The sequence below is a fragment of the Nitrospirota bacterium genome, assembly GCA_016219645.1.
Lineage (GTDB): Bacteria > Nitrospirota > Nitrospiria > Nitrospirales > Nitrospiraceae > Palsa-1315.
The window spans coordinates 40,212-65,031 of sequence record JACRLR010000021.1; the positions used below are offsets into that span (position 1 = coordinate 40,212).

A 24,820-nucleotide genomic window follows, 5' to 3' on the forward strand; every position below is an offset into this window, starting at 1 on the left:
TTTGGCCCAGGGAAGAGCGACAGACATATGGAACACGCCTCCCAGCCTGCACTGAACGAGGCAGAGCGTGAGGAGCTTCGAGCTCTGGTATCACAGGCGGTCGAAGCCATTCCTCCGAACTGGCCGCTGCGTACCTTCGCCTATCGCAATCCCTTGGTCGGGTTCGAACATTTGCCCTTTGAAGAAGCCGTCTCGCGAGCGAAGGAGGTGATTGGAGGAGAAGGCTATCTATCCACTGCGGAGTACCGAGCATGCTACGCCGAGGGACGGATTTCCGAGCAGGAGCTTTTGAGTGCCCTGCGATCGCGGGAGCCGGAGCTCGCATCGCAGGACGGTGTTCGTGCCGGAGAGCGGAGTCTCCATCCTGAAGAGATCCTCCTAGTCCACTGTGTGTACGGCATCGATCCGCTCGACCCCAAATTATTGCAATGGCAACTCACAGAGGAAGACGCCACCCACCGTATCCGTCCTGATGTTCCCCAGTCCATCAAAGATCGGCTGCGATCGCACGCGGCGGGGCGCGACCCTGAAGCGGTCTACATTCGTTCGCTGTGGTCCGGGGCCTTGAAGGCGCTCGATCTCTCCGAAGATGGGTCGGCCGGCAACCATGGGCATTCCCCCACAAGGGCCCAGGCTGGAGGATCTGTGCAAGCCGGGCATGGACCGGCGCAGCAGCGCATCCGCACCGCCGTCGAGATCATCGACGATCTCACCGGCTCCGATCTGAAACAAGCGATCAACGAACACATGATCAAGTGGTGCGCCGCATTCGTGGATGAAGGCATGGCGGATTGGCCGATGCCCTCACGCAGGCACGGATTTTATCGGGCCTGGCGGGATCTCGCGTCGCGCGAGGCTGCTCGATGGACTCTCGGGATCTCCGACTGGGCTCGAAGGGTGAAGGCGCTCCCAGACCGCCCTGAAGATGCCCTCGCGTCGAGCCTTCACCGCTTGCAGGTCCCCGACGAGCAACGGGAAGAGTACCTGCGCCGGCACCTCAGCCGGTTGCCGGGCTGGGCCGGCTATATTCGCTGGCGAGACAAGAACCCGGATTATCCTGAACAGGCCCGTCACCCCATCGATCCGCTGGAATACCTGGCCGTGCGCCTGTTTTACGAGGCTGAGCTGGCCGAGAAAGTCTGTCGGAGTACGTTAGGCATCAACTCGGTACTTCCCGATCTCCTCGAACGCGCAAGATCCCATGATCTGAATGACGCCAACTCCCATGCCCATGCACACGACGCGCACACGGAAACCGTCTGCCGGGACGTCTGGCGACTCTTCCACATGGCTCAATTCCTCGAGCTTCGCCCTGAGGATCTTCAACACCTGCCGCCGGCGGATGCCAGGTCGTTGCTGTCCTGGCTCGATCGGTTCCCTTCCGACGCGCTCCGTCCTGTGTGGCACGAGGCCTACGAGGCAGAATATCGACACTCGCTGATTGCGAGGCTGGTGAGCGAGAGGCAGAAATCCGCAGCCGACACAAGTCAGGAGCGTCCGAGACCTCGAGCGCAAGCTGCGTTCTGTATCGATGCCCGCTCCAAGCCGTTCCGCCGTCATCTGGAAGCTCAGGGCGACTACGATACGATCGGATTCGCCGGGTTTTTCGGCACGCCGATCGACTACCGCATGCTCAATCGTGAGGAAGATCTTCTCCTCTGTCCCGTGCTGATCAAGCCAAAATATGTGGTGAAGGAGGAGCCGCGGTGGGCTCAGGACCCCGAGGTCCAACGCTACCTGCTCGGCGACCACTGGAGAGAGTTCGTTCGGCACCTGTTTCACCAGGCCAAGGCGAACCCAGCCAGTTCCTATCTCACGTTCGACCTGTTTGGGTTGGTGTTCGGACTGGCGATGTTGGGGAAAACCCTGCTTGTGAAGCCCTATGAGCTGGTGCGCACGGGGTTGCGTCGCTGGCTCACCCCACCGATCCCGACCCGAATCCCGGTAGAGAAATTCCCTGAACGGGAGCGAGAGGCTTTCATTGACGGCAACGAACGGGCTTGCATCGCCGAGGTACTCGAACAGCGGATCGACCGTCGGAACGTCACGGTCACCCTCTCGCAGGAGGTCCTCGAAGAATTTCGGCTCGCCGCCCTTCGGGAGCCGGAGGCTTGCGGCCACGCGATGCGACAGACCACAGCGTCCGAGCGGCTTGGTCTTTCTGTGGAGCAGGAGCATGCCTTATTGGAGGAACTCCGATATCAGTACGGGCTCAATGCCCGCAACCACCATGTGTCGCTCGAACATTTCGCGGCGCGCAGGTTCTCCCCGGCAGAAAAATCGGCGGTGGTCGAAAACGCACTCCGCGTCATGAGCCTGACGAGAGGGTTCGCTCGCTTGGTGCTGCTCTGCGGCCATGGGAGCACCACAGAGAACAACCCGTACGCATCCGCGTACCACTGCGGGGCCTGCGGAGGGAATCCCGGCGGACCCAATGCCAGGGTCTTGGCAGCCCTGGCCAATAAGCCGAAGGTCCGCCAGGAGCTACGGAACCAGGGGATCGAGATTCCGGAGGACACGTGGTTTATCGCCGGTGAGCACAATACGACCACGGACCATGTCACCTTGTTTGATCTGGAAGAATTGCCCGAGTCGCACCGTCCGGATGTGCGCCAGTTGCAACAGGATCTGGAAGCGGCAAGACTCCTGAACACACAGGAACGCCTGGCTCGATTGCCGGGGGCTCCCAGCGGGACCTTGCCCCAGGCTGCCGCCCGCTATACATCGCAAGTCAGCCGTGACTGGGCCCAAGTCCGACCGGAGTGGGGGCTCTCCAGCAATGCGGCATTTATTGTTGGACGCCGGTCGCTGACACGAGGCCTCAAGCTTGACGGTCGGGTCTTTCTCCACAATTACGACCAGTCCCAGGACGAAACCGGCAGGGCGCTGGAAGCCATCATGACCGCCCCGCTGGTCGTCTGCCAAATGATCAATTTTCAATATTATTTCTCCGCGACGGACAGCTGGGTGTTCGGGAGCGGGACCAAAGTCTTGCACAACGTCGTCAGCGGAGTCGGCGTGATGCTCGGAAGACACAGCGATCTGCAAACAGGGTTTCCCTTTCAAGCCCTGACCACGGGATCTCGCCGGTTTCATGAGCCGCTCCGTCTGCTCGCCGTGATCGAGGCGGACCAGGGAAGAATCTCCCAGGTCATCTCCCGCCACGTGGTGCTTCAGAATTTTTTCAACAATCAGTGGCTCTATCTCGTCTCCTGCCATCCCACCACGGGAGAGTTTTCGGAATATCAGCCAGGAGGCACCTGGAAGGCGATTTCCCCACAGATCTCATGATGATGAACACGGCGTATATTCTGATCCCGGCCCTTCCGTTTGCCGCCTTCCTGATCATCGCACTGGGCAGCCGGTGGTTAGGCGAGGGGAGCCACCGGCTGGCAATCCCGGCGGTCTCCGCCTCGTTCATCCTCTCGGTCCTGGCCTGTATCGACGTGTACCAAAACGGAGCCAGGTCGATCCCGTTGTATACCCTGATCACATCAGGCAGTCTGACCGTCGAAGCAGGTCTCTATGTAGACGCGGTCACGGTGACCCTGCTGTTCCTCGTCACCGGGGTCAGCAGCCTGGTCCATGTCTTTTCCAGCCGATATATGCAGGCGGACCCGCGCTACGCCCGCTTCTTCGCACTGATCGCGCTCTTTACCTTCGCCATGGTCATGCTGGTCATGGGCGCGAATCTGTTCATGTTATTCATGTTCTGGGAAATCATGGGCCTGTGCTCCTACCTATTGATTTCCCATTGGTCACGCCGTCCGTCGGCCTGCGACGCCGCGACGAAAGCCTTTCTCGTGAATGGGGTGGCGGATATCGGCCTCGCATTCGGCATCTACCTGACCTGGGCCACCTTCGGCACGCTCGACATTCAGACGATCTTGTCGGCTGCGCCACAGTACGCCGATCAGACGGTGAACCTCCTTGGATGGCTCGGTCTTGAGTGGCAGGCCCCCATCCTCTCCGTGATTGCGTTGCTGTTGTTCATGGGCCCGATCGGCAAGTCCGCGCAGATTCCCCTCCACGTCTGGCTCCCATTTGCGATGGAAGCCCCGACCCCGGTCTCCGCGCTGATCCACGCCGCGACCATGGTCAACGCGGGCGTGTACCTCCTGATCCGGATGGCGCCGCTGTATGTGCTGGCCCCGGGCATCATGAACGTGGTGGCGGTCATCGGCGGCATGACCGCCCTCTTTGCCGCCCTGGTCGCCCTCACGCAATTCGACATCAAGCGCATTCTGGCCTATTCGACGATCAGCCAACTGGGGTTCATGGTGATGGCCTGCGGCGTCGGCGCATACGGTGCCGCCATCTTTCACCTCCTTACCCATGGCGCCATGAAGAGTTTCCTCTTTCTCTCCGCAGGCAGCGCCCTTCACAATCTCGGTGGAGCCCACCATGGTGAACACGACGGCGATCACGCCGAACACGGAGGTCCATCGCGACCACGGGTGTCACGACAATATGTCCGCCTGTACGTCGGCGCCCTGATCATGGGGTTGATTCCACCGATCGTCATTTTCTGGGGGCCCTACGAACAGTTGTGGGAACTGTCGCATCTCGACCATGCACGGGTTGCCTTCTGGATCACGGGGCTGGCAACGACGTTTTTCGTCGCATTCTATCTGTTCCAGGGGACCATGGAGATCTTCACGCCATCCGGTCGCGTCGACTGGTCCGAGGGATTTCGACCGGAGATGATGCGGCCGCAACTGTTTTCGGCATCGCTGCTCCTGGGACTCATTCCCATTACGGCAGGACTCGCCCTGCTCCGCCTTCTGATCTGGGGCGACTTTCTCGAATTCATTTCTCCGGTACACCATGAGGGGGCCGCTGCTCTGGAGAGGATTTTGCTCGCGGGCTGGTCCCCCGTGAGCCTTCTTCTTGGCGTCGGCGTCGCGATAGCCGGCTGGGCCACGGCGTTCTATTTCCATATCTTTCCGATCCATCCCTCGGCATGGTGGGCGGAGCGCAAAAAAGCGCTCTACCTGTTCTTTTTGAATCAAGGGTACTTCGATCAAGTCTACGAGACCATGATCATCCGCCCGTACCTGCGATTCGCTTCGTGGCTCTGGCAAAACCTGGATGTGCGGCTTATCGATCGGCCCTCGGACTGGCTTGTACACACAGCGGACAAGATCGGGATGCGTGTCGTGAAAGTCTTTGGCGGCAACCAGGCCGTTGACGTCAAACCTGGGGTGCCGTATGCCGCGATGCGCTTGCTGATGATACTGTTGATCTTTCTCCTGTTCCTGCTGGGTGTGGCCGAGGAGGTCGAGATTTATTTCTTAGCGTGATCATGGAAAATCCTGCAAGCTTGTTCGGGATCCCCCATCTGGTCAGTTGGATTGTGCTGACCCCCTTCATCGGGATGGTCATCGTGGCATTGCTCCGCCATGCGGAGATCATCCGCTGGACGACCCTCGGCACCACCTTGATCACGTTGGGGCTCACGGTGAGGCTGTGGGCAAGCTTTGACTACAGGGCCGGCGGGATGCAGTTTGTGGACCGCGTGCCATTTCCGCTGGGCTTCTTTGAATACGCGGTTGGCGTGGACGGCATCAGCTTGCCGCTGATCTTTCTCACAACATTTATCATCCCCTTGTGCGTCCTCGTCTCTTGGAGGATTGATAACACAAAAGCCTTTATGCTGCTCATCCTCCTGGTGGAACTAGCCGTGACAGGCGTGTTCACGTCCATGGACGCCTTCCTCTTTTTGCTCTTCTGGGAAGCCGCGATGATTCCCATGTATTTCGTGATCGCGTTCTGGGGAGGACCCAAGCGGACCCAGGCGGCGATCAAGTTCCTCTTGTTCAGCGTGGGGGGGAGCTTGCTGCTGAGTCTCGGGATTGAGGCACTGCACCACTTCGGGCATACCTTCTATCTGCCGGATCTGATGCAGATGAAGTATGCGCCGAATGTTCAGCTCTTGATCTTTGTGCCGTTGTTCCTAGGATTCGCCATCAAGGTGCCCATGCTCCCCGTTCATGGGTGGATCGCCGACGCGCATGGAGAGGCGCCCGCTACGGGTAGCGCCATCCTCTCAGGGCTCCTGCTGAAGATGGGGGCGTACGGGTTGCTCCGGTTCTGTATCGCTATATTACCTGACGCCTCAACGTCGTTCGCCCCGCTTATCCAGTGGCTCTCCGTGCTGGCCATTCTCTACGGCGGCGCCATGGCCATCGCGCAACCTAACTTCAAACGACTCATCGCCTATTCTTCCATCGCGCATATGGGCTTCGTCACCCTGGGTATTTTTGGACTCAACACTCAAAGCGTCCAGGGCGCCGTCCTCCAAATGGTCAATCACGGGATTACCACCGGCGCCCTGTTCCTCCTCGCCGGGATGTTGTACGACCGCACGCATGACCGGACAATCAACAACTATGGGGGGCTGCATCAGGTGATGCCGAGATTCGCGGTGGTCTTTAGTATCTTCACCGTGGCGTCTTTTGGATTGCCGGGGACAGGCAATTTCATCGGGGAGTTCCTCGTCCTGGCTGGAACCGTGTCTCATAGCTACCTCATGGTCCTGCTTGTCCTGGCGGGGATCGTGCTCGGAGCCGCCTACATGCTCTGGATGTTTCAACGGCTGGTGCTGGGACCTGTGACCCCCTACGTGTCCACCTTGCCGGACCTGACTCGCCGCGAGATGGTGGCCGTCATACCGATGGCGGTCGTCGTGTTTGCCATTGGTCTCTACCCGGGCATCTTTCTGAATCTGACGCAGGCGAGCGTCACCACCATCGTGCAGGACTTCGCGCAGATGCAGCCGCTCCGGATCTTGGCACTGTTCACCGCGCCATGACCGTCCACGCGCGTCTCGTCATACGCCGGGTCCGTGCAATATCCAAGCGTTTCAGCAAGGCGGTACAGTCTCCATCGACCTTGACAAACAACGGTGCTTGAGAAAGGAGAAGGGTATGCGTGTGGTCGTGGCAGTCGATCGATCCGATCCGACATTCGAGCTGGTGCATGCGGTCACTCGACTCTACACCCCGGTTGAGCTCACGCTGGTGCATGCGGTCGATCACGGGCTTGCGCGGTATCCTGACAAGGAGCCTATAGGCCGAGGAACGGCTCCGGAAGAGCTGCGTCCCCTGCTGGACTCCGGATACAAGTTCCTGGAGCAGGCGGCGAAATCCATCCCGTCTGAATTGAACCTCGTGGTCAAGCGAGTGTGCGAGCTGGGGAACGCGGCGCGCGTGGTCATCAACACCGCGCAGATGGAGGCGGCTGACTTGATCGTCACCGGCTCGCGCGGGCTCAGTAGTGAAGAGAGAGAGTTCACCGTCGGCAGCGTGTCCGACCGGATCGCCAGCCATGCCCCCTGCTCGACGCTGGTCGTCAAACAGGTGCCGGATCAGATCCGTCGCGTGCTGGTCGCCGTGAATGGGATCGACGACGCGGCACAAATCCAACGCTGGCTCTTGGCCAACCCCTTTCACGACCCGGTCGAAACGACCGTGTTGCACGTGGTGCCGACGCTCAAGGCCTATCGCAACGATAGCGCATTGGCCCATCACGATCGATTTCATGAGAATTTGCATGAGGATTCGGTGGGCTGGGGACAAAACCTTGTGGATAATGTCGCGGCAAAGCTCAGCGGGACACCTGCCCACGCCCCTGCAGGAGGGTGCTACAAGGCACATGGCCAGGTTTCCAGTGGTGATCCGCCTGAGGTGATCGTCGAGGAATCGGCCCGGCAGGACCTCGTGATTATGGCATCCCATGGCTTTCAGAGCGCGGTCCGGTTCATCTCCGGGAGCGTCGCTCAGAAAGTCCTTCACCGCGTCGCCGTCCCCGTCCTGATCATCGGATAAGAGGACGTATCAGAAGAGGACGGGCGGTATTGTCAACGTCAGTCGAATAGGGAAGGAACCACTATGTCATCGGAAAAGCCTGCAGCGAAAGTCCTGGATGCCGGTCCTGTTCCTCTAGACTATCTTCCGGGACTCAAACAAAACGCCAAAACCGACGTGATTTCCGGCTTTATTCTGTTCCTCATCGCCCTGCCCTTGAGTCTGGGCATTGCGATCGCCTCCGGTGCGCCACCCATCGCCGGTGTGATTACCGGCTTCCTCGGCGGCATACTGGGCTCTCTGTTGGGAGGCTCCTTCGTCACCATTAACGGCGCGGCAGCCGGCCTGATCGCCATTGTGTATGGCGCAGTGCAAGAGTTGGGCATCACGCCGGACGGCACGGTGGATGTCGCGGCAGGCTTCCGATACGCGTTGGCTGTCGGTGTGGTCTGCGGGGGTTTCCAGATTCTCATGGGATTGGCCAAGATGGGCAAGCTCACCAACATGTTTCCGTTGAATGTGGTGCACGGCATGTTGGCCGGGATCGGCATCATCATCATGTCCAAGCAGATACATTCTCTGCTGGGCGTGACCTTCTCCGGCAAGATGATTCCCACAATCATGGCGATCCCTTCCAGCTTCGCCAATATGGTACCAAGCGTGGCTCTGATCGGCGGGCTTAGTTTGGGAATCATGATCGTCTGGCCGTACCTTGGGAAAATCGGCAAGTTCATGCCGGCGCCGATGGCGGTCATCTTGATTACCGTGCCTTTGGCGAAAATGCTCGACATTGGCCCGCAATTTCTGGTCAAGGTGCCGCTTGACTTCATGGGATCCTTCCAGGGCCCTGACTGGGGCATGGTCGGCACCGGCGTGTTCTGGAAATTCGTCTTTACGTACACACTTGTTGCCAGCCTGGAGTCCCTGTTGACCGCCGCCGCCATGGACCAGATGGACCCGTGGAAGCGTCGCTCCAACATGAACAGGGAACTGCTCAGCAAGGGCGCAGCCAATACGCTGTCCTCGTTTATCGGCGGCCTGCCGATGATCGCGGAAGTGGTCCGTAGCTCGGCCAATATCATGAACGGCGCCCGTACCCGCTGGTCCAACTTCTTCCACGGGCTCTTCCTGCTCCTGTCCGTGGCGCTCATCCCTGGTGTCCTCAATATGATTCCGCTGGCGGCGCTGGCCGGAATGCTGGTGTTCATCGGCTTCCGCCTGGCGCATCCGAAAGAGTTCATTCATGCCGCGCATATCGGCAAGGAGGAAGTGATTTACATGGTCATTACGACCATTATTGTGGTGACGGAGGACCTGCTATGGGGCGTGATTATTGGGTTTGCGATTGCGGTCGTGACCAATGCGGTACGCGGCGTCCGCTCTCTGAAAGCCGGTGCGACAGTGGAAGAGAGGGACGACACCGTAGCCCTGAAGCTCAATGGCGCGCACGGCTTCATCAATTTCGTCTCGATGCGCGACCAACTGGATAAGCTCCCGCCTGGCAAGAAGCTGACGATCGACTACAGCGGTGTGAGCTACATGGACCACACGGTGAATGAGCGGTTTCACTTGTTTAATGGTGAATACGCCTTGACTGGTGGCAGCGTGACGACTGTTGGGAAAGAGGGCCTCAAGCCCATGTCGCACAGTGACGTGTCGGCGCTGGTGCGAGGCTAACGAAGGAAATTACCGGAGAGTAAAGTCCACCTATCAAGGCTGAGAGTCATATTCTCTTTGGAAGGGCACAGCTCCGGTCCATCAAAAGAAGGGGGAGCAATGATGCGTGTAGTACTTGGCGTGGGATCGGCGAGAGAAACCCTTCCCGCAGTAAACCAAATCGGGTTACTGTATCGGTTGGACGAAGTTGTTCTTGTACATGGGGCCAAGATGGATGCCATGCAAGAATATGGCAGACTCCGTGACGCCGCAATGGAGTCTGGTCGCCAGCACATCGAAGAATGCCGCGCTCTGCTATCGACTGACATTCCTTCTATCCGTACATTGTGCGACGCTCAGGATCCATCTTCCTTTATTCTCGACACTGCCGCCACGGTGAAAGCCGACCTTATCGCTATGGGTACCCGCGATTTGGCCAGGCTGACTGAGGTGTTTATCGGCAGTATCTCGCACCGTGTCCTCGTCCATTCACCGGTGCCGACTTTAGTCGTCAAAGGAGCAGCTCGTCCTATCTCCAAGGTCCTTCTGGCTGTAGAAGGTCCGGAGGACGCCTCCCGTTTGCAGGCGTGGCTGATCGCGCATCCCTTCAAGAACCCCGTGTCCCTCACGGTCCTCTCCGTGGTTTCTTCCCCTCCGGTCACCAGCGAGCATGGGATGGTCGAACACGATGTTGCGCACGAGGAACGTACTCTCAAGGCCAGGCAGATTGTCGATGGCACAGCCAAGGCCTTGAATGGTCCACGGTTCACGGCTTCTGCGGATGTCCGTTGGGGTGATCCCACTGAGATTATTTGCGAAGTCGGAAAGGGTTACGATCTCATTGTGGTCAGCTCGCATGGGCGGAAGGGCCTGAGTCGTTTCCTGCTGGGTAGCGTCTCAGAGGATATTGTGCATCGGGCCGACCGCTCCGTCCTCGTCGTGCGTTGATTCGTACGGTATCCGTGTCAGAGCCCTCCTCGTATTGCAACAATAGATCCCTACTGTCTACCAAGAAGGTTGCAGGTACGCCGTGCGGTGCATCTGCGATTCTCGGCATTGCAGATCTTTTAGAAATCCTGCTTTCGGACGGTATCGATGCCGTCATGTTGGCAAGAAGTGCCACTCATTCGTGCTACTTTCCTCATTCTCTTGCAGGCGCAAGGCAAGAGCCCGCTTACCATAAAAACCAGACGGTCCAGAATTGGTGATCAAGCGACTTGTCTGTGCCGCTGGTGCGCCCCTATAATCGCTGCCAAAGGAACATCCATGGAAAACGCGATTCGCAATGCCATCATCAAGTTCGAGCAAGAATTCATGGGCCGTGGCCCCGAAGAGGTCAAAGCGTGTATCATTCGGGACCTCGTCGTCGTTCGGCTCAAGGGAGTGCTCACGCCGGCCGAACGCCAGTTGGCCAAAACGCCCGATGGCGTCGACATGGTCAAACGGATGAGGCAAACGCTCATCGCGCAGGGGCGCGATAAGCTCTGCGAGCAGGTGAGCGACATCACCGGAGCCAACATATTGACTCTCTTTACCGACATCGATGTGCAAATCGGCGAAAAGGTTTTCGTCTTCACAATGGATCGGGAAATCCTGCCGTCCGTCCGGTAATCCCTCTGTCTTGCAAACGAAGGGTTCCCCTGGCATGCTCACCACATGCTCCATCGCCCTCTTGAGGAACTGACCTTCGACAATACGTATTCCAGGCTTCTTCAGGCATTTTATGCCAAACTGAATCCAACGCCTTTCTCCAGCGCTCCGTACCTAGTGAGTTTCAATCCCGCCACCGCAGCACTGATCAATCTCAACCCCGAAGAGGCCGCCAGGCCTGAATTTGCCGCGGTGTTCGGGGGGGGCATGCTCGCTCCGGGGATGGAGCCGTTGGCGATGCTCTATTCCGGCCATCAATTCGGGGTCTACGTCCCGCAGCTTGGAGACGGGCGCGCAATCCTTCTTGGAGAGGTGCGGAATGAACGAGGCGAGAAGTGGGATCTGCATCTGAAAGGAGCGGGGCTAACACCGTTCTCACGCGAGGGAGACGGCCGTGCGGTCCTGCGTTCAACCATCAGGGAGTATCTTTGCAGTGAAGCGATGCACGGCCTCGGCATTCCGACGACTCGGGCGCTCTGTATAGTCGGCAGTGACGATAAAGTTCATCGCGAACAGGTCGAAACCGGCGCGATGTTGGTTCGCATGGCGCCGTCGCATGTCCGCTTCGGCACGTTCGAGATCTTTTACTACCGCAAGCAGCATGAGCATCTGAGGGTCCTGGCCGACTATGTCATCGAACAGCACTACCCTCACTTGAATGGTGTTGCGGACCCGTATGCCCGCTTCTTCGCCGAAGTTGTCGAGCGGACCGCGCAGGTGATTGCCCAATGGCAAGCGGTCGGCTGGGCGCACGGCGTGATGAATACCGACAACATGTCGATCCTCGGCCTCACGCTGGACTATGGGCCGTTCGGATTCATCGACGACTACGACCCAGGTTTCATCTGCAACCACTCCGATCACAATGGCCGCTACGCCTTCAATCAACAACCCTACATCGGTCTCTGGAATCTCAGCTGTCTGGCGCAGGCGCTGCTACCGCTTGCATCGAAAGAGGATCTGAAAGCGTCACTGGATCGCTACACGCCATTCTGCGAGCGTCGCTACATGGAGTTGATGCAGGAGAAGTTCGGCTTGCGGGAGGAGCAAGAGGACGATGCCACACTGATTCAAGATCTCTTGTCCCTTATGCACCAGAGCCACGTCGATTACACAAACTTCTTCCGCGCCCTGGGATCGTTCTCATCCCAGGATGGATTGCGCAATGAGCGGCTTCGTGACTTCTTTCTTGATCGTGCGGCCTTTGGTGGATGGGCTAAGCGATATGCGACGCGGTTGCGGAGGGAGAAGAGTGAAGACGAGGAGCGATCCTCGCACATGAACTTGGTCAATCCCAAGTATGTCTTAAGGAACTATCTGGCCCAGCAGGCCATCGAGAAGGCGCAGCGAAAGGACTTCTCCGAGATCGACAGACTCTTGACCCTGCTGCAAAATCCCTACAGCGACCAGCCGGGCATGGACGCTTATGCAGCCCCTCCGCCTAACTGGGGCAAGCATTTGTCGGTCAGTTGCTCATCCTGAGTCTTCCCGACGACCCGGCACTCTTTATGCTCCACTGAGAATCCGTGTTCCATCTGGGAGGTCGCTCGACTCACTGTCTCGGTGGGTTCATGGAGCGGCCTCCCGTTTCAACGAGCAAGTCCATGTTCAAAGTCGTTCCATCGCAATACACAGGCATTCTCATCCTTATCAGTCTGCCGAACCTACCGGCATTGCCAGCCTGTTCCCGTAAAACACCTTGCAGTTCCCCTCACAGTCTGTTGTAGAGTGGCCAGGTCAGTCTGGTCATCCTCCTGCTCGCGGAACAGAGGAGGGGATGGCGAGGTGGCTGGCACGGTCTCTGTGCTCGCAGAGCCCCCACGATAAAACGGTGGTCGCTCGATGCGCGCAATGGAGACCGCACCAGCCACCTCGCTGAATACAAGGGAAGGGTTGAGTTGGGCTTTAGCCCGACGCGCGCAGTGGAAGATCAATCAGCCCCCATCCCTAAGGAGATAACGAGCGAGCTTGGAGGGAGCATGTATTTCGTTCGACGCGCGCATTTGAGGGTCGACCAGGCTGCCCTCTTAGCAGGCTGCGGAAATACTCTGTGGGTACGTGTAAATTTCACTGGTCTGCGCGTCTTGGATAACAGTGGTGCCCCATGCAGGATGCTCAAAATGGCCGTCCAGCAAGGCCGCAGCGAGCGAAGAGGCGAGGCGTACCCTTGTGGTACGTTGAGCCTCTGAGCGATGCGAGAACGATGCTGGCGGACTTTTTCAGCATCCTGTTAGGAGAGGGACGGGCAAGCTCGGTGGGACGGTTCTATGGCCAAAGGACGTAGCGATTCGAAACTGGCGGTGGCGGGAGCGCTCACGCTCGTGTTGGCCATTGCCGGCGTATTGCTGGTCAAAGAGCCCTTGCGCAGTTCGCGGCCGGTCGGGACCGGGCTGGAAATGAAGCACACGACCGGCGAACAGTTGGTCCGTGCGCGCCTGTGGGAGGATCCGGTAGCGGCCGTGCAGCGGGGCATCCGAGAGTCAAAACCGACCGGCAAGACAGCCGGACCGGAACCGACTCTCGCCCAACGACTCGGGCCGCTCAGACAAGCTCTGGCCGAGCGTGCCGGGAACGGACAGCGCGTCACCGTTCTCCTGGTGGCGACGAGCGGAGGTCCCTACGTCGAAAATACCGAATCGCGTATCCGCGATCGCTACGCCATCGGCACTGCCCTCGGCGTCGCCTGCTATGTTCCGGAGGATGAGGGCCATCTCTCATTCGTTGAATGGGAACCGCAAGGAGCCATTGAAGCGCTGCCCTACGAATGGTATCGCCTCAGGAAGACGCGTGTCTGCGGAGAAGTAGGATCGCATGCCTCCAACATCCTTGTCGTCTGGCTACCGGACGAATCTCTCAGTCGGGGGTTTTTGACGACCCTGACATCGCTGTCCCAGGCCCTGGTGTGCCAGGCGTCCCAACAGAAGAGCGAATGTCTCCTGACCGACGACAAACGCAGGCTGGTTCGATTGAATCCCGCTGTTCAGCAGGCGGTCACGTTCAAGATCATGGGCCCGCGCAGTTCATCGACGTTTCGCGCGCTGTTACAGGAAGCGGGCGACTTGTATCCCGATTCGCACGAAGGGGTCGGAGTCTGGCCGAATACTGGCGGCGCGATCGAGCTGTACTCGCCATGGACGAGCGCGATGAAGGGACTGCTCGCCTATGGACTCAAGAAAGCAGGCGGCAATGGAGAAGCCTGCACGACTTATGAGGCTTGTGAGCAGGAGTTTTACCGCCGGCTGGCCAACGCGAACATCCGGCTCGTTTACGATGTCGGCTCGGACGATCGGTTGTTCGGCGCGTTGGTCGAGGAATTGGAACGCCGGCAGGTTCGGCTGGGTTGGGATGCCGTCATCCTCATCGGCGAATGGGATTCGTTTTACGGGAGGGCTTTGCCCATCGAGTTCCGCGCCGCGGCTTGCGCGAAGGTGGCGACCTTCTCGGAAGCCGACCTGAAACAGATTCTCGTCCCGACCACCATCAAATCCTGGTGTCCGACCGTCGCGCGCGCCATCGATCTCCAGATTCAACGCCCCGCCGACTATGAATCGCTCACACTCAACGTGTTTCGCTACAGCTACCTCAGCGGTCTCGACGGAGAAGTGCCGGGTGATGACAGCGTGATAGCCGGCCGGGGAGAGAAGGCGAAAGCCGGAGACCAGCTCAAGGATGCGCAACGAGAGCGCCCGGAAGGCACCGGTCAGCTCGACTATGTGCGGGCTCTGGTGGCGCGCATTCACGACGAGGGAGAAGGTGCAAGGGCGATCGGAATTCTGGGCACCGATCCGTACGATTCGCTGCTCATCATCAAGGCGCTCCGCCCTTCATTCCCACACGCGATTTTCTTCACCGTCGATCTCGATGCGCGCCACCTCCACCAGAGCGAATACAAATCGACGCGCAATATGGTGGCCGCCTCTCCCTTTGGTCTGCAACTGGACGGAATGCTTCAACGCGACGTTCCGCCTTTTCGCAGCAGCTATCAGACATCGGCTTATCTGGCCGCCCTCCAAGCGGTCCAATTCGTCGTCTGTCGACCGGGCGATCACCCGCCGTCAGCGACTCCCTGCGCGTCCGGCTATCACGTCGAGTTCACGCCGGAAGACCGCATCTATGACGCGGGGCCTCATCCCAGAATCTTCGAGGTGGGACGCGAGGGCGCGGTGGATTTGAGTCCAGTGGACAAGGAGGGGGTGCGAACGGTCCATCCGCTGAGGCCGGATCTCGACTATACGGATGACCAGGGGCCCTTAAAGCAGGGGGTTGGGTTGGACAACACCGCTGTCGCGGCGGCGCTGGCCGTCGCGCTGCTGCTGATGAGCGTCATAGCCTGGACGAATCAGCGGCTGTGGTTGTGGGTGTTGCGGAATCCTCGTCTGCTGGTGGTCATGGCACTCATCGTTGTGGCTTCGTTTGCGGCATTCGTCGCGTTCGGCGGCGCGTCGGCCTTGCTGGCCAATCATGACGAAGGAGAGCCCTTCTCTTGGACCGCCGGGGTCAGTGTCTGGCCGGGCGAACTCCTCCGCCTCTTCGTCGTCATCCTCTGCCTTGTCATGCTGGGGAAGGGCCTGCGCGATCTGATCAAGAACAGCGACTTCATCAGCGAGGACTTTTTGTTCGAGGATGATTCGGGCCGCCGCCGGTTGTCGCCCAGGACATTCTGGACCAACTTGCAGCGGGTCTACCATCCGGCTGCAACGAGGGCCGCGACGACCGTGGACCAAGCCTGGTCTTGGTATCGCGAGGCCGGCAAGCCGTCGCAACGAGTGGTGCGGACGGTTCTCCTGTTCCTGCTGTATCTCGGAATCATGTGGCCGCTGGAATATTGGGTGCTCGACGATGAAATAATCCAGCCCTGCCGGGGCCGGTTGAGTTGCACGGTCGATTGGGTGATGACTCTGAGCAGCGTGGGATTAGTCGTGCTGCTCAATCTGGCTGTGTTCGACGCAGTCATGTTGTGCAGACGGTGGATCGGCTGGTTGACCGCTTCGACCGGCGGCTGGTCCGATCAGGTTCAAGAAGAATATCTTCGGGAGTATGGTCTGGGCCAAGCCCAGAAAGCCGAGTTCGGCAAACTGAAATACTTGGCCGTGGTCGATCTCATCGCTCAGCGGACCGGAGTGGTCAATCGCCTGATCCGCTACCCGTTCATCGCCTTGTTGATCATGATCGTCGCGCGGAACGACTACTTCGACATCTGGAATTACCCGCTCTTGCTGATCTTTTCCTGGGCGTTCAACGTTGTGCTGGCGCTGATGGGCGCATTCTTATTGTACCAATCGGCCAGCAAGGCGAAAGCCGCCATGCTGGCCGGGCTCAGCCGCCAGATGGTCCAAGCGTTGGGAACCGGGAAGGATCACGATGTGCGCGTCAAGCAGATCCAGTACGTCATCGATGAAGTAGAAGCCAACGAACAGGGCGCGTTCGTGCCGTTCTACCAACAGCCGGTAATGGAATCGTCGCTCTACGGCATTGTGGCATTGCTCCAGTATTTATATATGAAGTAACCGGCTGCTCATGCGTGAAGAACGACTAGGCGGGCTGTGGACCAGGATTACCGGCGGCACGGATGGGAAGGGTGGAGGTCACGGTCCCCTCGTCCTGCTCCTGCACGGCTTTGGCGCGCCGGGAGACGACCTCCTGTCGCTGGCTGACGAGCTGGATGTGCCGACCGGGACGAGGTTTGTGATTCCCGAGGGTCCGCTCACATTGAGCTTTGGCCCGAGTGACGCGCGCGCCTGGTGGCTGATCGACATGGCGCGCATCGCAGCGGATCGAGCGGCAGGCCGGATCCGCGATCTCTCGAACGAAATCCCCAGAGGCCTCGCTCCGGCGCGTGAGACCATGCTGGCGTTCCTCAAAGAAGTCGAACGGACATTCGGCGCAGACCCGCACAAGACCGTTCTCGGAGGATTTTCTCAAGGCGCCATGCTTTCGTGCGATGTGATGCTCCAGAGTGATCATCCCTACGCGGGGCTGGTGCAACTCTCCGGTAATTTACTAGCCCAGCAGATCTGGGGCCCACTCATACCGAAACGCAAAGGCATGCCGGTGTTTCAAAGCCACGGGATGCAGGATGAGATCTTGCCCTACGTGGGAGCGGAGCGACTTCGTGATACACTGAGCCAGTCCGGCCTCGCGGTCGAATGGCACAGGTTCCGAGGCGGGCACGAAATTCCAGAACCAGTTCTCCAACGACTCGGTGTCTTTCTCACAAAGGTGCTGACAAAACCATGAGCACGCTCGAATCGTTTTCTCTCACCGGACCTGACGGCAAGCGCATTCGTGGAGATCGTGCTGTGGGAAAAGACCGTCAGATTCTTTTCATCACGGGGTTCTTGTCCAAACGCTGGGGCAACAAGAGCAAGGCGCTGGCTCAGTGGTGCAAAGAAAAAGGCTGGGGATTTTGTTGTTACGATGTGCGTGGATTCGGGGAATCTGAAGGCACATTTACCGACTACACGCTGTCCGATTGGATCGCTGATGCGCGGCTTGTGTTGAATATGCTGCGAGATGGACCGCCGATCACCATTGTTGGAAATTCTCTCGGTGGCTGGATTGCCTGGATGATGGCCCAAGAATACTCGACAGTTGAAAAGCTTATTCTCATCGCTCCAGCATTCGATGGCATGGGTGTCAGAGCTCGGGAAATTTCTGCCGACCGGCGAAAACGATGGCATGATACAGGCTGGATGCCCTGGGACGATGACCCCGTCCTCAAGGATTGGCTGCTCTCGTGGAAATGGGTCGAGGAAAGCGAAGCCTATTGGTTGAGGCGGTTTGATGAAGTGCGTCGCGTTAAGACAACCATCTTGCACGGCCTTCAAGACCAGGCCATCCATCCGCGTATGAGCTGGCAATTCGTCGACGAATTGTTAGTACGTGACTCCGAGTACCCCATCGAACTGACCTTGAAAATGGGCGACCATCGACTCAGTAGTCCCGAGCATCTGGAACTGTTTCAGCGATTGGTCCAAAGGAGGAGCTGATGCTGGTGTTGATTCACAAAGAATGCGGCGGGCCGGCGCTGGACGAATCGCCGGTCGGCGAAGTCTGCGCCATCCCCATCGACCGGTTCCCCTTTGCCTGTTTCACCTGCCTGGAAGAGATCATCGACGAATCGGAAGTCCGACTGTCGCAAGAACTCGGAATCTAACCTCGTTCGGTCCAAGAAATATCCCGCTCTGCTGCGACGTGGTTGTGAAGTGTCGCGAGCTTTTGTTATCGTGAGCCCTTCACCAAGGCTCTTTACAAGGAGAACGGACGTTCCATGGCCACCAACGACAAGCAAGTCATTTTTTCACTCGTCAATGTCGGCAAGGTCTATCCGCCGAAGCGGCAGGTGCTGCGAGAGATCTATCTAGGGTTTTACTACGGCGCCAAGATCGGCGTATTGGGTCTCAATGGATCTGGAAAGAGTTCGCTGCTCAGGATCATTGCCGGAGTCGATCAGAATTATACAGGCGAGATCACCCGCTCGAAGGGTTATAGCGTAGGTCTGCTTGAGCAGGAGCCGCAGCTTGATCCGGACAAGACGGTGAAAGAAATCGTCGAAGAGGGCAAGAAGGAACTCGTGTCGATGATGCGCGAGTACGATGAGGTCAGCAACAGGATGGGTGAGGCGTCACCGGATGAACTGGAGAAGCTTCTGGAAAAGCAGGCGCAGCTCCAAGAAAAGATCGAAGCGGCCAACGGGTGGGAATTGGAGCATGTGTTGGAACTCGCCATGGACGCGCTGCGCTGTCCACCGCCGGATGCGAAGGTGGGGGTGCTGTCCGGCGGCGAAAAGCGCCGGGTCGCCCTCTGCCGCCTCATGATCCAAGAGCCCGATATTTTATTACTCGACGAGCCGACGAACCATCTCGATGCTGAGTCTGTCCAGTGGCTCGAACAGCATCTTCAGCAGTATAAAGGCACGGTCATCGCCGTCACCCACGACCGGTATTTCCTCGACAACGTCGCAGGATGGATTCTCGAACTCGATCGCGGTCATGGCATTCCCTTCCAGGGGAACTATACGTCCTGGCTGGAGCAGAAGCAGGTGCGGCTGGAAAAAGAAGAGAAAGCCGAATCGAAGCGCCGCAAGTCATTGGAACATGAGTTGGAATGGATCAGGATGTCGCCGAAGGCTCGTCAGTCGAAAGGCAAGGCGCGGCTCAATCGTTATGAGGAATTGGTCAATCAGAAACAGGATGAGCAGGCCGCAGATCTAGAGATCTATATTCCGCCTGGCCCGCGGCTGGGGGATGTGGTGGTTGAGTCCAAGGGGGTCAGTAAAGCCTACGGAGACAAGGTCCTCTACGAGAATGTCAATTTCAGTCTCCCCAAGGGCGGCATCGTCGGCGTGATCGGTCCGAACGGAGCCGGCAAGACGACGATGTTCCGCATGATCATCGGGAAAGAAAAGCCGGATGCGGGAACGATCAAGGTTGGTGAAACGGTCACTTTGGGCTACGTGGACCAGGATCGCAGTCTGGATCCGAGCAAATCCGTCTACGACATCATTTCAGGGGGCCATGAGACGATCCAGCTTGGCAAGGTAGAGATCAACGCCAGGGCCTACTGCGCCCGGTTCAATTTTGCCGGCACCGATCAGCAGAAGAAAGTGAAGGATCTTTCCGGCGGCGAACGCAACCGTGTGCACTTGGCCCGCATGTTGAAAGAAGGGGCCAACCTGATCATCCTCGACGAGCCGACTAATGATCTGGACATCAACACCTTGCGCGCCCTGGAGGAAGGATTGGAACGTTTCGCCGGCTGCGCCGTCATCAGCAGTCACGACCGCTGGTTTCTGGACCGGATCGCGACCCACATCATGGCCTTCGAAGGCGACAGCAAGGTGGTCTGGTTCGAAGGAAACTACAGCGAGTATGAGGCGGATCGGAAAAAACGACTGGGCAAGGAAGCAGATCAGCCGCACCGGATTCGCTACCGAAAACTGACACGCTAGCAGGGCGCTGAAAAAAGAGGGGATGGGGTAGCTGGGACGATCCCCTTGCTCGCGGAACGCGCACGATAGGAATGTGCTCGTTCGACGCGCGCAGTTGGGATCATCCCACCCACCCCACTGCCGGTGACGTGCCGGCCAGTACGATGCTGGGCGCCTACACAGTTCTCCTGCAACCTGTTAGAGAATCCTTCACGATGGCACCTCGCGCGATCGTCACCGGGGCGGCGGGATTGATCGGGCAGTACCTTGTGAAGACTGCCCCGCGATGGGCTCCTGAGTGGGATGTGCAGGGGCTGTCCCGCGCAGAACTTGAACTGACTGAATCGTTGAAGGTGAAAGCGCGGATTCATGCGCTTAAGCCGGACCTCCTCATCCACTGTGCGGCTCTCAGCAGGACGAAAGACTGCGAGATAGATCCTGATTCAGCCCGCCACATTAACGTGGAGGTTACAGCTTACCTCGCGCAGCTCTCCCAGGACATTCCCTTCATCTTTCTGTCCAGCGGGGAAGTCTTCGACGGGAGGTCCGGTTGGTATGGCGAGGAGGATGAACCGAATCCGATCAACGTGTATGGAAGGACAAAATTGGAAGCAGAAGAGGCCGTACTAGCAAATCCGAAACATACGGTCGTTCGGATTGTCCTGACTGCCGGAACGTCGGAGACTGGAAACAGGAGTTTTGTGGAGGAAATGTGTCGAACTGCAAAGGCCGGCAGGGACATGACACTCTATGCCGACGAATTCCGTTGCCCCCTTCCTGCCGGTGTGATTGCACGGGCCTTATGGGAATTGGTCGACCGCCAGCAGCCTGGTCTCTATCACCTGGGAGGGAGGGAACGGCTCTCGCGCTGGGAAATCGGAGAAGCCTTGCTGCCCTGGTCTCCGGAGTTGGACGGCCACTTGATCAAAGGTTCCGCACGGAACCATGTTGGGAGCCCCAGGCCCGCCGACCTTTCGCTCCGCTGCGACAAGATTCAAAGCCTCCTGTCGTTTCGCATTCCGGGATTTCGTGAGTGGCTCATTGGGCGGACAGACCGCGGCGCGGACTTGTGGGATTACCTCGACGGAAGTCCGTCAGCCGTGAAGCGTGAAACGTGAAGCGCAGGAGCCTGGACGTGGCGCTACTGAAAGTGACGGGCATTCCCTGGGTGGAGGGGGGGATCTACGGGGCTTTATTGAGTGTGTCGAGGCGTGCGCGCGCGAACTCCGCCTGTCCACTCGATGGGTAGAGACGGACGAGCTCTTCGTATATCTGCTTTGCATGTGCGACGTTCTGTTGTCGCTCTTCAAACTCAGCAGTCTTGAGCATTTCCTCCGCCTTATCCCCCCCGCGGCAGGCGGCCAGGGTCACGCAGAAGATTACAGCCCCTATGTGAATCCATGGTCTCATAGTTTCTCCTATTACGTAACGACAGGTTGAGGCTAAGGTCAAGGTTGAGCAACGATTCTGACATCCCTCATCTCAACCTTAACCTCGACCTCAACCTGCCCCAATACCGCTGGCAGACTTTTTCAGCATCCTGCCACATCGATGCCATAGCGTGGTGCCGCAATTCCTTCGCTCCGACATTGGGGGCAGCGGCTCGGGCTCGTCAGACGGCGGCGGTTGCGAAAGACAAAGTTACAGTCCTGACAGAATGCCGGGTCCAGGATGAACCGTTTCGTTGTGTCTCGCGTGATGGTTTTCACGACATGGCTCAGATGTTCCTCAACCTGCCGCTCGCGGATGCCCAGCATCTGTGCCAGTTGGCGAGATGATAGCCTGGTGCCTGTGATCATGTCGATGATCCGTTGACGCGGCGTCCGTTCGGGAGGCAACATGCAAGCTATCGTAGGGGATTGCGTGAGGAAAACCAAGTGAGTTGAACAGCGCCGATACCTCTGTCAGGATAATGAGCCTATGCCCGCTCATCCGATGCCTCATCAGGACGAACTCGCTGAACTCGCGTTGAAGCGCGTGGTTGCTTCAGGGGCTGAGTACGGTGACATCCGTCTCCTGGACAGTGCAACCCAGGCTGTACGAGGAGAAGATCGCCGCATTGCTTCCGTCCGAGAAACGCAGGACAGGGGGTTTGGAATCCGCGTCCTCTATCACGGCGCCTGGGGATTTGCCGCTAGTTCTGTCCTTTCGTCGGAAGAGGTCCCGCGGGTGGCTGACTTGGCGATCGAAATCGCGAAGGGCTCCGCGTCCCTCGCGAGTGAACGAGTGAAGCTTGCCGATGAACCGATTCATCGCGACCGGGTCGTCACGGCGCGGCGGATCGATCCGTTTGCCGTCAAGCTCGAAAGTAAAACAGCGCTCCTTTTGGAAACGATGGAGTGCGTCCATCGTCAGCCCGGCGTCGTGCGGAGCAGTGCGAGCCTCTGGGCCCGTCAGGACCGAAAGCTTTTTGTCTCAACTGAAGGATCACGCCTAGAATTCGACCTCCTGGCCACGAGCGGCGATTTCGATGCCACAGCGGTTCATGACGGTCGGTTCGCTTCGCGCTGCTTCAATACTCCGCATCTTCGGATGGGTTATGAACTGATCGAGGAGGCTGATTTCCTCGCCGAGGCCCCGCGCATCGCGTCTCAGGCTGTCGAGAAGGTAAAGGCACCTACCACCAAACCAGGTCTGTACGATCTTGTCCTCGATCCTGAGCATCTGTCGCTCACCATGCATGAATCTTGTGGTCACCCAAGCGAGCTCGACCGCGCACTCGGGTACGAGGCCAACTATGCAGGCACCAGTTTTCTCACAACCGAGAAACGCGGGACCTATCGGTACGGTTCTCCGCATGTGAGTCTCGTGGCTGACAATATGGAACCGGAGACCCTTGCCGCGACCGGCTACGATGACGACGGAGTGGCGTGCCAGCGATGGGACATCGTGCGCGATGGGATATTCGTCGGCTATTGCACAAACCGTGAAGTCGCGCCGAAAATCGGGGAGACCCGCTCACGCGGGTCCAATCGGGCGGACAGCTGGGGCAGTGTCCCGATTGTCCGCATCGCCAACATCGGCCTTGAGCCTGGAACCGCTACTCTGGACAATCTGCTCGCCGACGTGAAACGCGGCATCTATATCGAAGGCCACGGGTCCTTCAGCATCGATCAGCGACGGTATAACTTCCAATTCGGCGGCGACGCATTTTGGCTGATCGAAAACGGGAAACGAACACACATGGTGCGAGATGTCATCTACCATGGCATCACACCGGAGTTTTGGAGCAGCTGCGACGCGGTTGCGGATCGCTCGCACCGCCGTCGGTATGGGTTTATCACGTGCGGCAAGGGCCAGCCTGGTCAGTCCGGTTGGATGACCCACGCGGCCTCACACGCGCGATTTCGCAACGTAAGCGTCATTGGGGGGCCTGGCGCATCATGACTACAGCTGGCCACAAGACCTGGCCGAAGTTGACGAGCCGAGAGGAGTTCAAGTTTATCGCCGAGCAGGTCCTGAAACGTTCGACCGGGGACCACACGGTTGTCACGTTGCACGATCAGCATAGCGGGACGACGAGGTTTGCCAACAATCAGATCGTCCAGAACGTCGATACAAGGCGCGGGTCTTTGAGCGTGATGGTGGCGTTCGGGCAGCGCCACGGCAACGCAAACACGACGGACTTCACGGCCGGGGCTGTGCAAGAGATTGTGACAAGAGCCACCGAGATCGCACAGCTGTCGCCGGACGATCCGGAATACCTCCCACCGGTTGAGCGACAATCGTATCTGACGCTTCCGACAATGCGAGCCGAAACTGCCGTGGCCGGGCCGGCCCGTCGGTTGGAATATACGAATGAGGCGATCGGGCAATGCCGGATGGAAAACCTTGGCGCAGCCGGGATCGTCTCTTCGGCGCTTACATCGGTCGGTGTTGCGGCGAGTACGGGACTCTTCGCCCATGAGGAACGGACCGATGCACGATTCAGCCTCACAGCTCAGGCCGGCGAGTCCACTGGCTGGAGCGCAACGGCCCATCGGTCTATCGACCATTTGAGAATCCAGGAACGGACACTCACCGCAATCGATAAGGCGAAACGGGGTCTGGAGGTACGCGAACTGCCACCGGGGCGTTATACGGTGATTCTTGAGCCAGCTGCCGTCGCGGGGCTGTCGTCTTCGTTGCTCTGGATGCTCGATGCGAAGTCCTACGAGAAGGGCACGAGTGCATTCTCAGGCAAACTCGGCAAGTTGATCGTGGACGAGCGGCTGACGTTCCGAAATCTGCCGGCGCACGAGGATCTCCTGGGAATTGGTTTCACAGCCGAGGGGTTACCGACCATGGCATCTGACTGGATTTCAGACGGGGTGCTCACTCAGCTTGCATACGATCGGTTCACGGCGAAGGCGCACGGGATCGATCCAATCCCTACGCTCGATGCCCCCTGCCTCTCAGGGAGGGGATCGTCCTTGCCGACGCTGCAAGAGATGATCAAGCAGGCGGAGCATGCCATCCTCGTCACGAACTTCTGGTACATCCGAACGGTCAACCCGACCGATCTCACCCTGACCGGGATGACCAGGGACGGCACCTTTCTCGTCGAGAAGGGAGCGATTGTGTCGGCGGTGAAGAATTTTCGATTTCACGAGAGTCCTCTGCGGGTCTTCAACCGGATCGAGGCGTTCACCAATCCGGCTGAAGCCATCACGTCCGAAACGAGCAAGCTTCTCGTGCCGGCGATGACGCTCAACGACTTCAACTTTTCCAGCGTCACTCGATTCTGAGGTTTGCCCGGAGTGGAGTTTCTCGTTTCATGTTTCACGTTTGGCCTTGA

General features: G+C 58.6%; 18 protein-coding genes. 16 read left to right on the top strand and 2 right to left on the bottom strand.

Annotated elements, in window-relative coordinates:
- Positions 1-27: 27 nt before the first annotated feature.
- The 14 genes from HZB34_10495 to HZB34_10560 all read left to right on the top strand — a co-directional run bounded on the left by HZB34_10495 (position 28) and on the right by HZB34_10560 (position 21,161).
- Entirely contained in the window at positions 28-3,291 is a 3,264-nt protein-coding gene (locus tag HZB34_10495) for a DUF2309 domain-containing protein (GenBank protein ID MBI5316389.1), read from the top strand.
- Entirely contained in the window at positions 3,288-5,303 is a 2,016-nt protein-coding gene (locus HZB34_10500; GenBank protein ID MBI5316390.1) for an NADH-quinone oxidoreductase subunit L, read from the top strand. The genes HZB34_10495 and HZB34_10500 overlap by 4 nt, the downstream gene beginning before the upstream one ends.
- Before the next feature lie 2 nt (positions 5,304-5,305).
- Positions 5,306-6,814 (top strand): NADH-quinone oxidoreductase subunit M, encoded by a 1,509-nt coding sequence (locus HZB34_10505; GenBank protein ID MBI5316391.1) that lies wholly within the window; start codon positions 5,306-5,308, stop codon positions 6,812-6,814.
- A 115-nt stretch (positions 6,815-6,929) separates the two neighbouring features.
- Complete coding sequence (locus tag HZB34_10510) at positions 6,930-7,829, top strand: universal stress protein (protein ID MBI5316392.1); 900 nt, start codon at positions 6,930-6,932, stop codon at positions 7,827-7,829.
- Between the two features lie 63 nt (positions 7,830-7,892).
- The gene (locus HZB34_10515; GenBank protein ID MBI5316393.1) at positions 7,893-9,485 is read left to right on the top strand and encodes a SulP family inorganic anion transporter; all 1,593 of its coding nucleotides are present in this window, start codon (positions 7,893-7,895) and stop codon (positions 9,483-9,485) included.
- 99 nt (positions 9,486-9,584) lie between these two features.
- Complete coding sequence (locus tag HZB34_10520; protein MBI5316394.1) at positions 9,585-10,412, top strand: universal stress protein; 828 nt, start codon at positions 9,585-9,587, stop codon at positions 10,410-10,412.
- Positions 10,413-10,730: 318 nt separating this feature from the next.
- Positions 10,731-11,075, top strand: a complete 345-nt coding sequence (locus tag HZB34_10525) for a DUF2294 domain-containing protein (GenBank protein ID MBI5316395.1) — start codon at positions 10,731-10,733, stop codon at positions 11,073-11,075.
- A 45-nt stretch (positions 11,076-11,120) separates the two neighbouring features.
- Positions 11,121-12,596 (top strand): YdiU family protein, encoded by a 1,476-nt coding sequence (locus HZB34_10530; protein MBI5316396.1) that lies wholly within the window; start codon positions 11,121-11,123, stop codon positions 12,594-12,596.
- A gap of 785 nt (positions 12,597-13,381) precedes the next feature.
- Positions 13,382-16,621 carry a hypothetical protein gene (locus tag HZB34_10535; GenBank protein ID MBI5316397.1) on the top strand — a complete coding sequence of 1,080 codons (3,240 nt, stop codon included), beginning with the start codon at positions 13,382-13,384 and terminating at the stop codon, positions 16,619-16,621.
- A gap of 10 nt (positions 16,622-16,631) precedes the next feature.
- Positions 16,632-17,351, top strand: a complete 720-nt coding sequence (locus HZB34_10540) for a hypothetical protein (protein ID MBI5316398.1) — start codon at positions 16,632-16,634, stop codon at positions 17,349-17,351.
- Complete coding sequence (locus tag HZB34_10545; GenBank protein ID MBI5316399.1) at positions 17,348-18,103, top strand: alpha/beta fold hydrolase; 756 nt, start codon at positions 17,348-17,350, stop codon at positions 18,101-18,103. The genes HZB34_10540 and HZB34_10545 overlap by 4 nt, the downstream gene beginning before the upstream one ends.
- Complete coding sequence (locus HZB34_10550) at positions 18,103-18,270, top strand: hypothetical protein (GenBank protein MBI5316400.1); 168 nt, start codon at positions 18,103-18,105, stop codon at positions 18,268-18,270. Before HZB34_10545 ends, HZB34_10550 begins: the two co-directional genes overlap by 1 nt.
- Positions 18,271-18,384: 114 nt before the next feature.
- On the top strand, positions 18,385-20,064 hold the full coding sequence (gene ettA, locus HZB34_10555) for an energy-dependent translational throttle protein EttA (GenBank protein ID MBI5316401.1): 1,680 nt from the start codon (positions 18,385-18,387) through the stop codon (positions 20,062-20,064).
- Between the two features lie 194 nt (positions 20,065-20,258).
- A complete protein-coding gene (locus tag HZB34_10560; GenBank protein ID MBI5316402.1) occupies positions 20,259-21,161 on the top strand; it encodes an NAD(P)-dependent oxidoreductase in 903 nt (300 codons plus the stop codon).
- Between the two features lie 64 nt (positions 21,162-21,225).
- Here the strand turns inward: HZB34_10560 and HZB34_10565 are convergent, their stop codons facing one another.
- Both HZB34_10565 and HZB34_10570 read right to left on the bottom strand, forming a co-directional pair.
- Entirely contained in the window at positions 21,226-21,441 is a 216-nt protein-coding gene (locus HZB34_10565) for a hypothetical protein (GenBank protein ID MBI5316403.1), read from the bottom strand.
- A 134-nt stretch (positions 21,442-21,575) separates the two neighbouring features.
- Entirely contained in the window at positions 21,576-21,884 is a 309-nt protein-coding gene (locus HZB34_10570; protein MBI5316404.1) for a transcriptional regulator, read from the bottom strand.
- Between the two features lie 79 nt (positions 21,885-21,963).
- Here HZB34_10570 and HZB34_10575 point away from each other — a divergent pair, with 79 nt between their 5' ends.
- Together HZB34_10575 and HZB34_10580 are read left to right on the top strand one after the other, a co-directional pair.
- Positions 21,964-23,430, top strand: coding sequence for a TldD/PmbA family protein (locus HZB34_10575; GenBank protein MBI5316405.1), 1,467 nt, complete (start codon positions 21,964-21,966; stop codon positions 23,428-23,430).
- Positions 23,427-24,770 carry a TldD/PmbA family protein gene (locus HZB34_10580; protein MBI5316406.1) on the top strand — a complete coding sequence of 448 codons (1,344 nt, stop codon included), beginning with the start codon at positions 23,427-23,429 and terminating at the stop codon, positions 24,768-24,770. The genes HZB34_10575 and HZB34_10580 overlap by 4 nt, the downstream gene beginning before the upstream one ends.
- Positions 24,771-24,820: the final 50 nt, after the last annotated feature.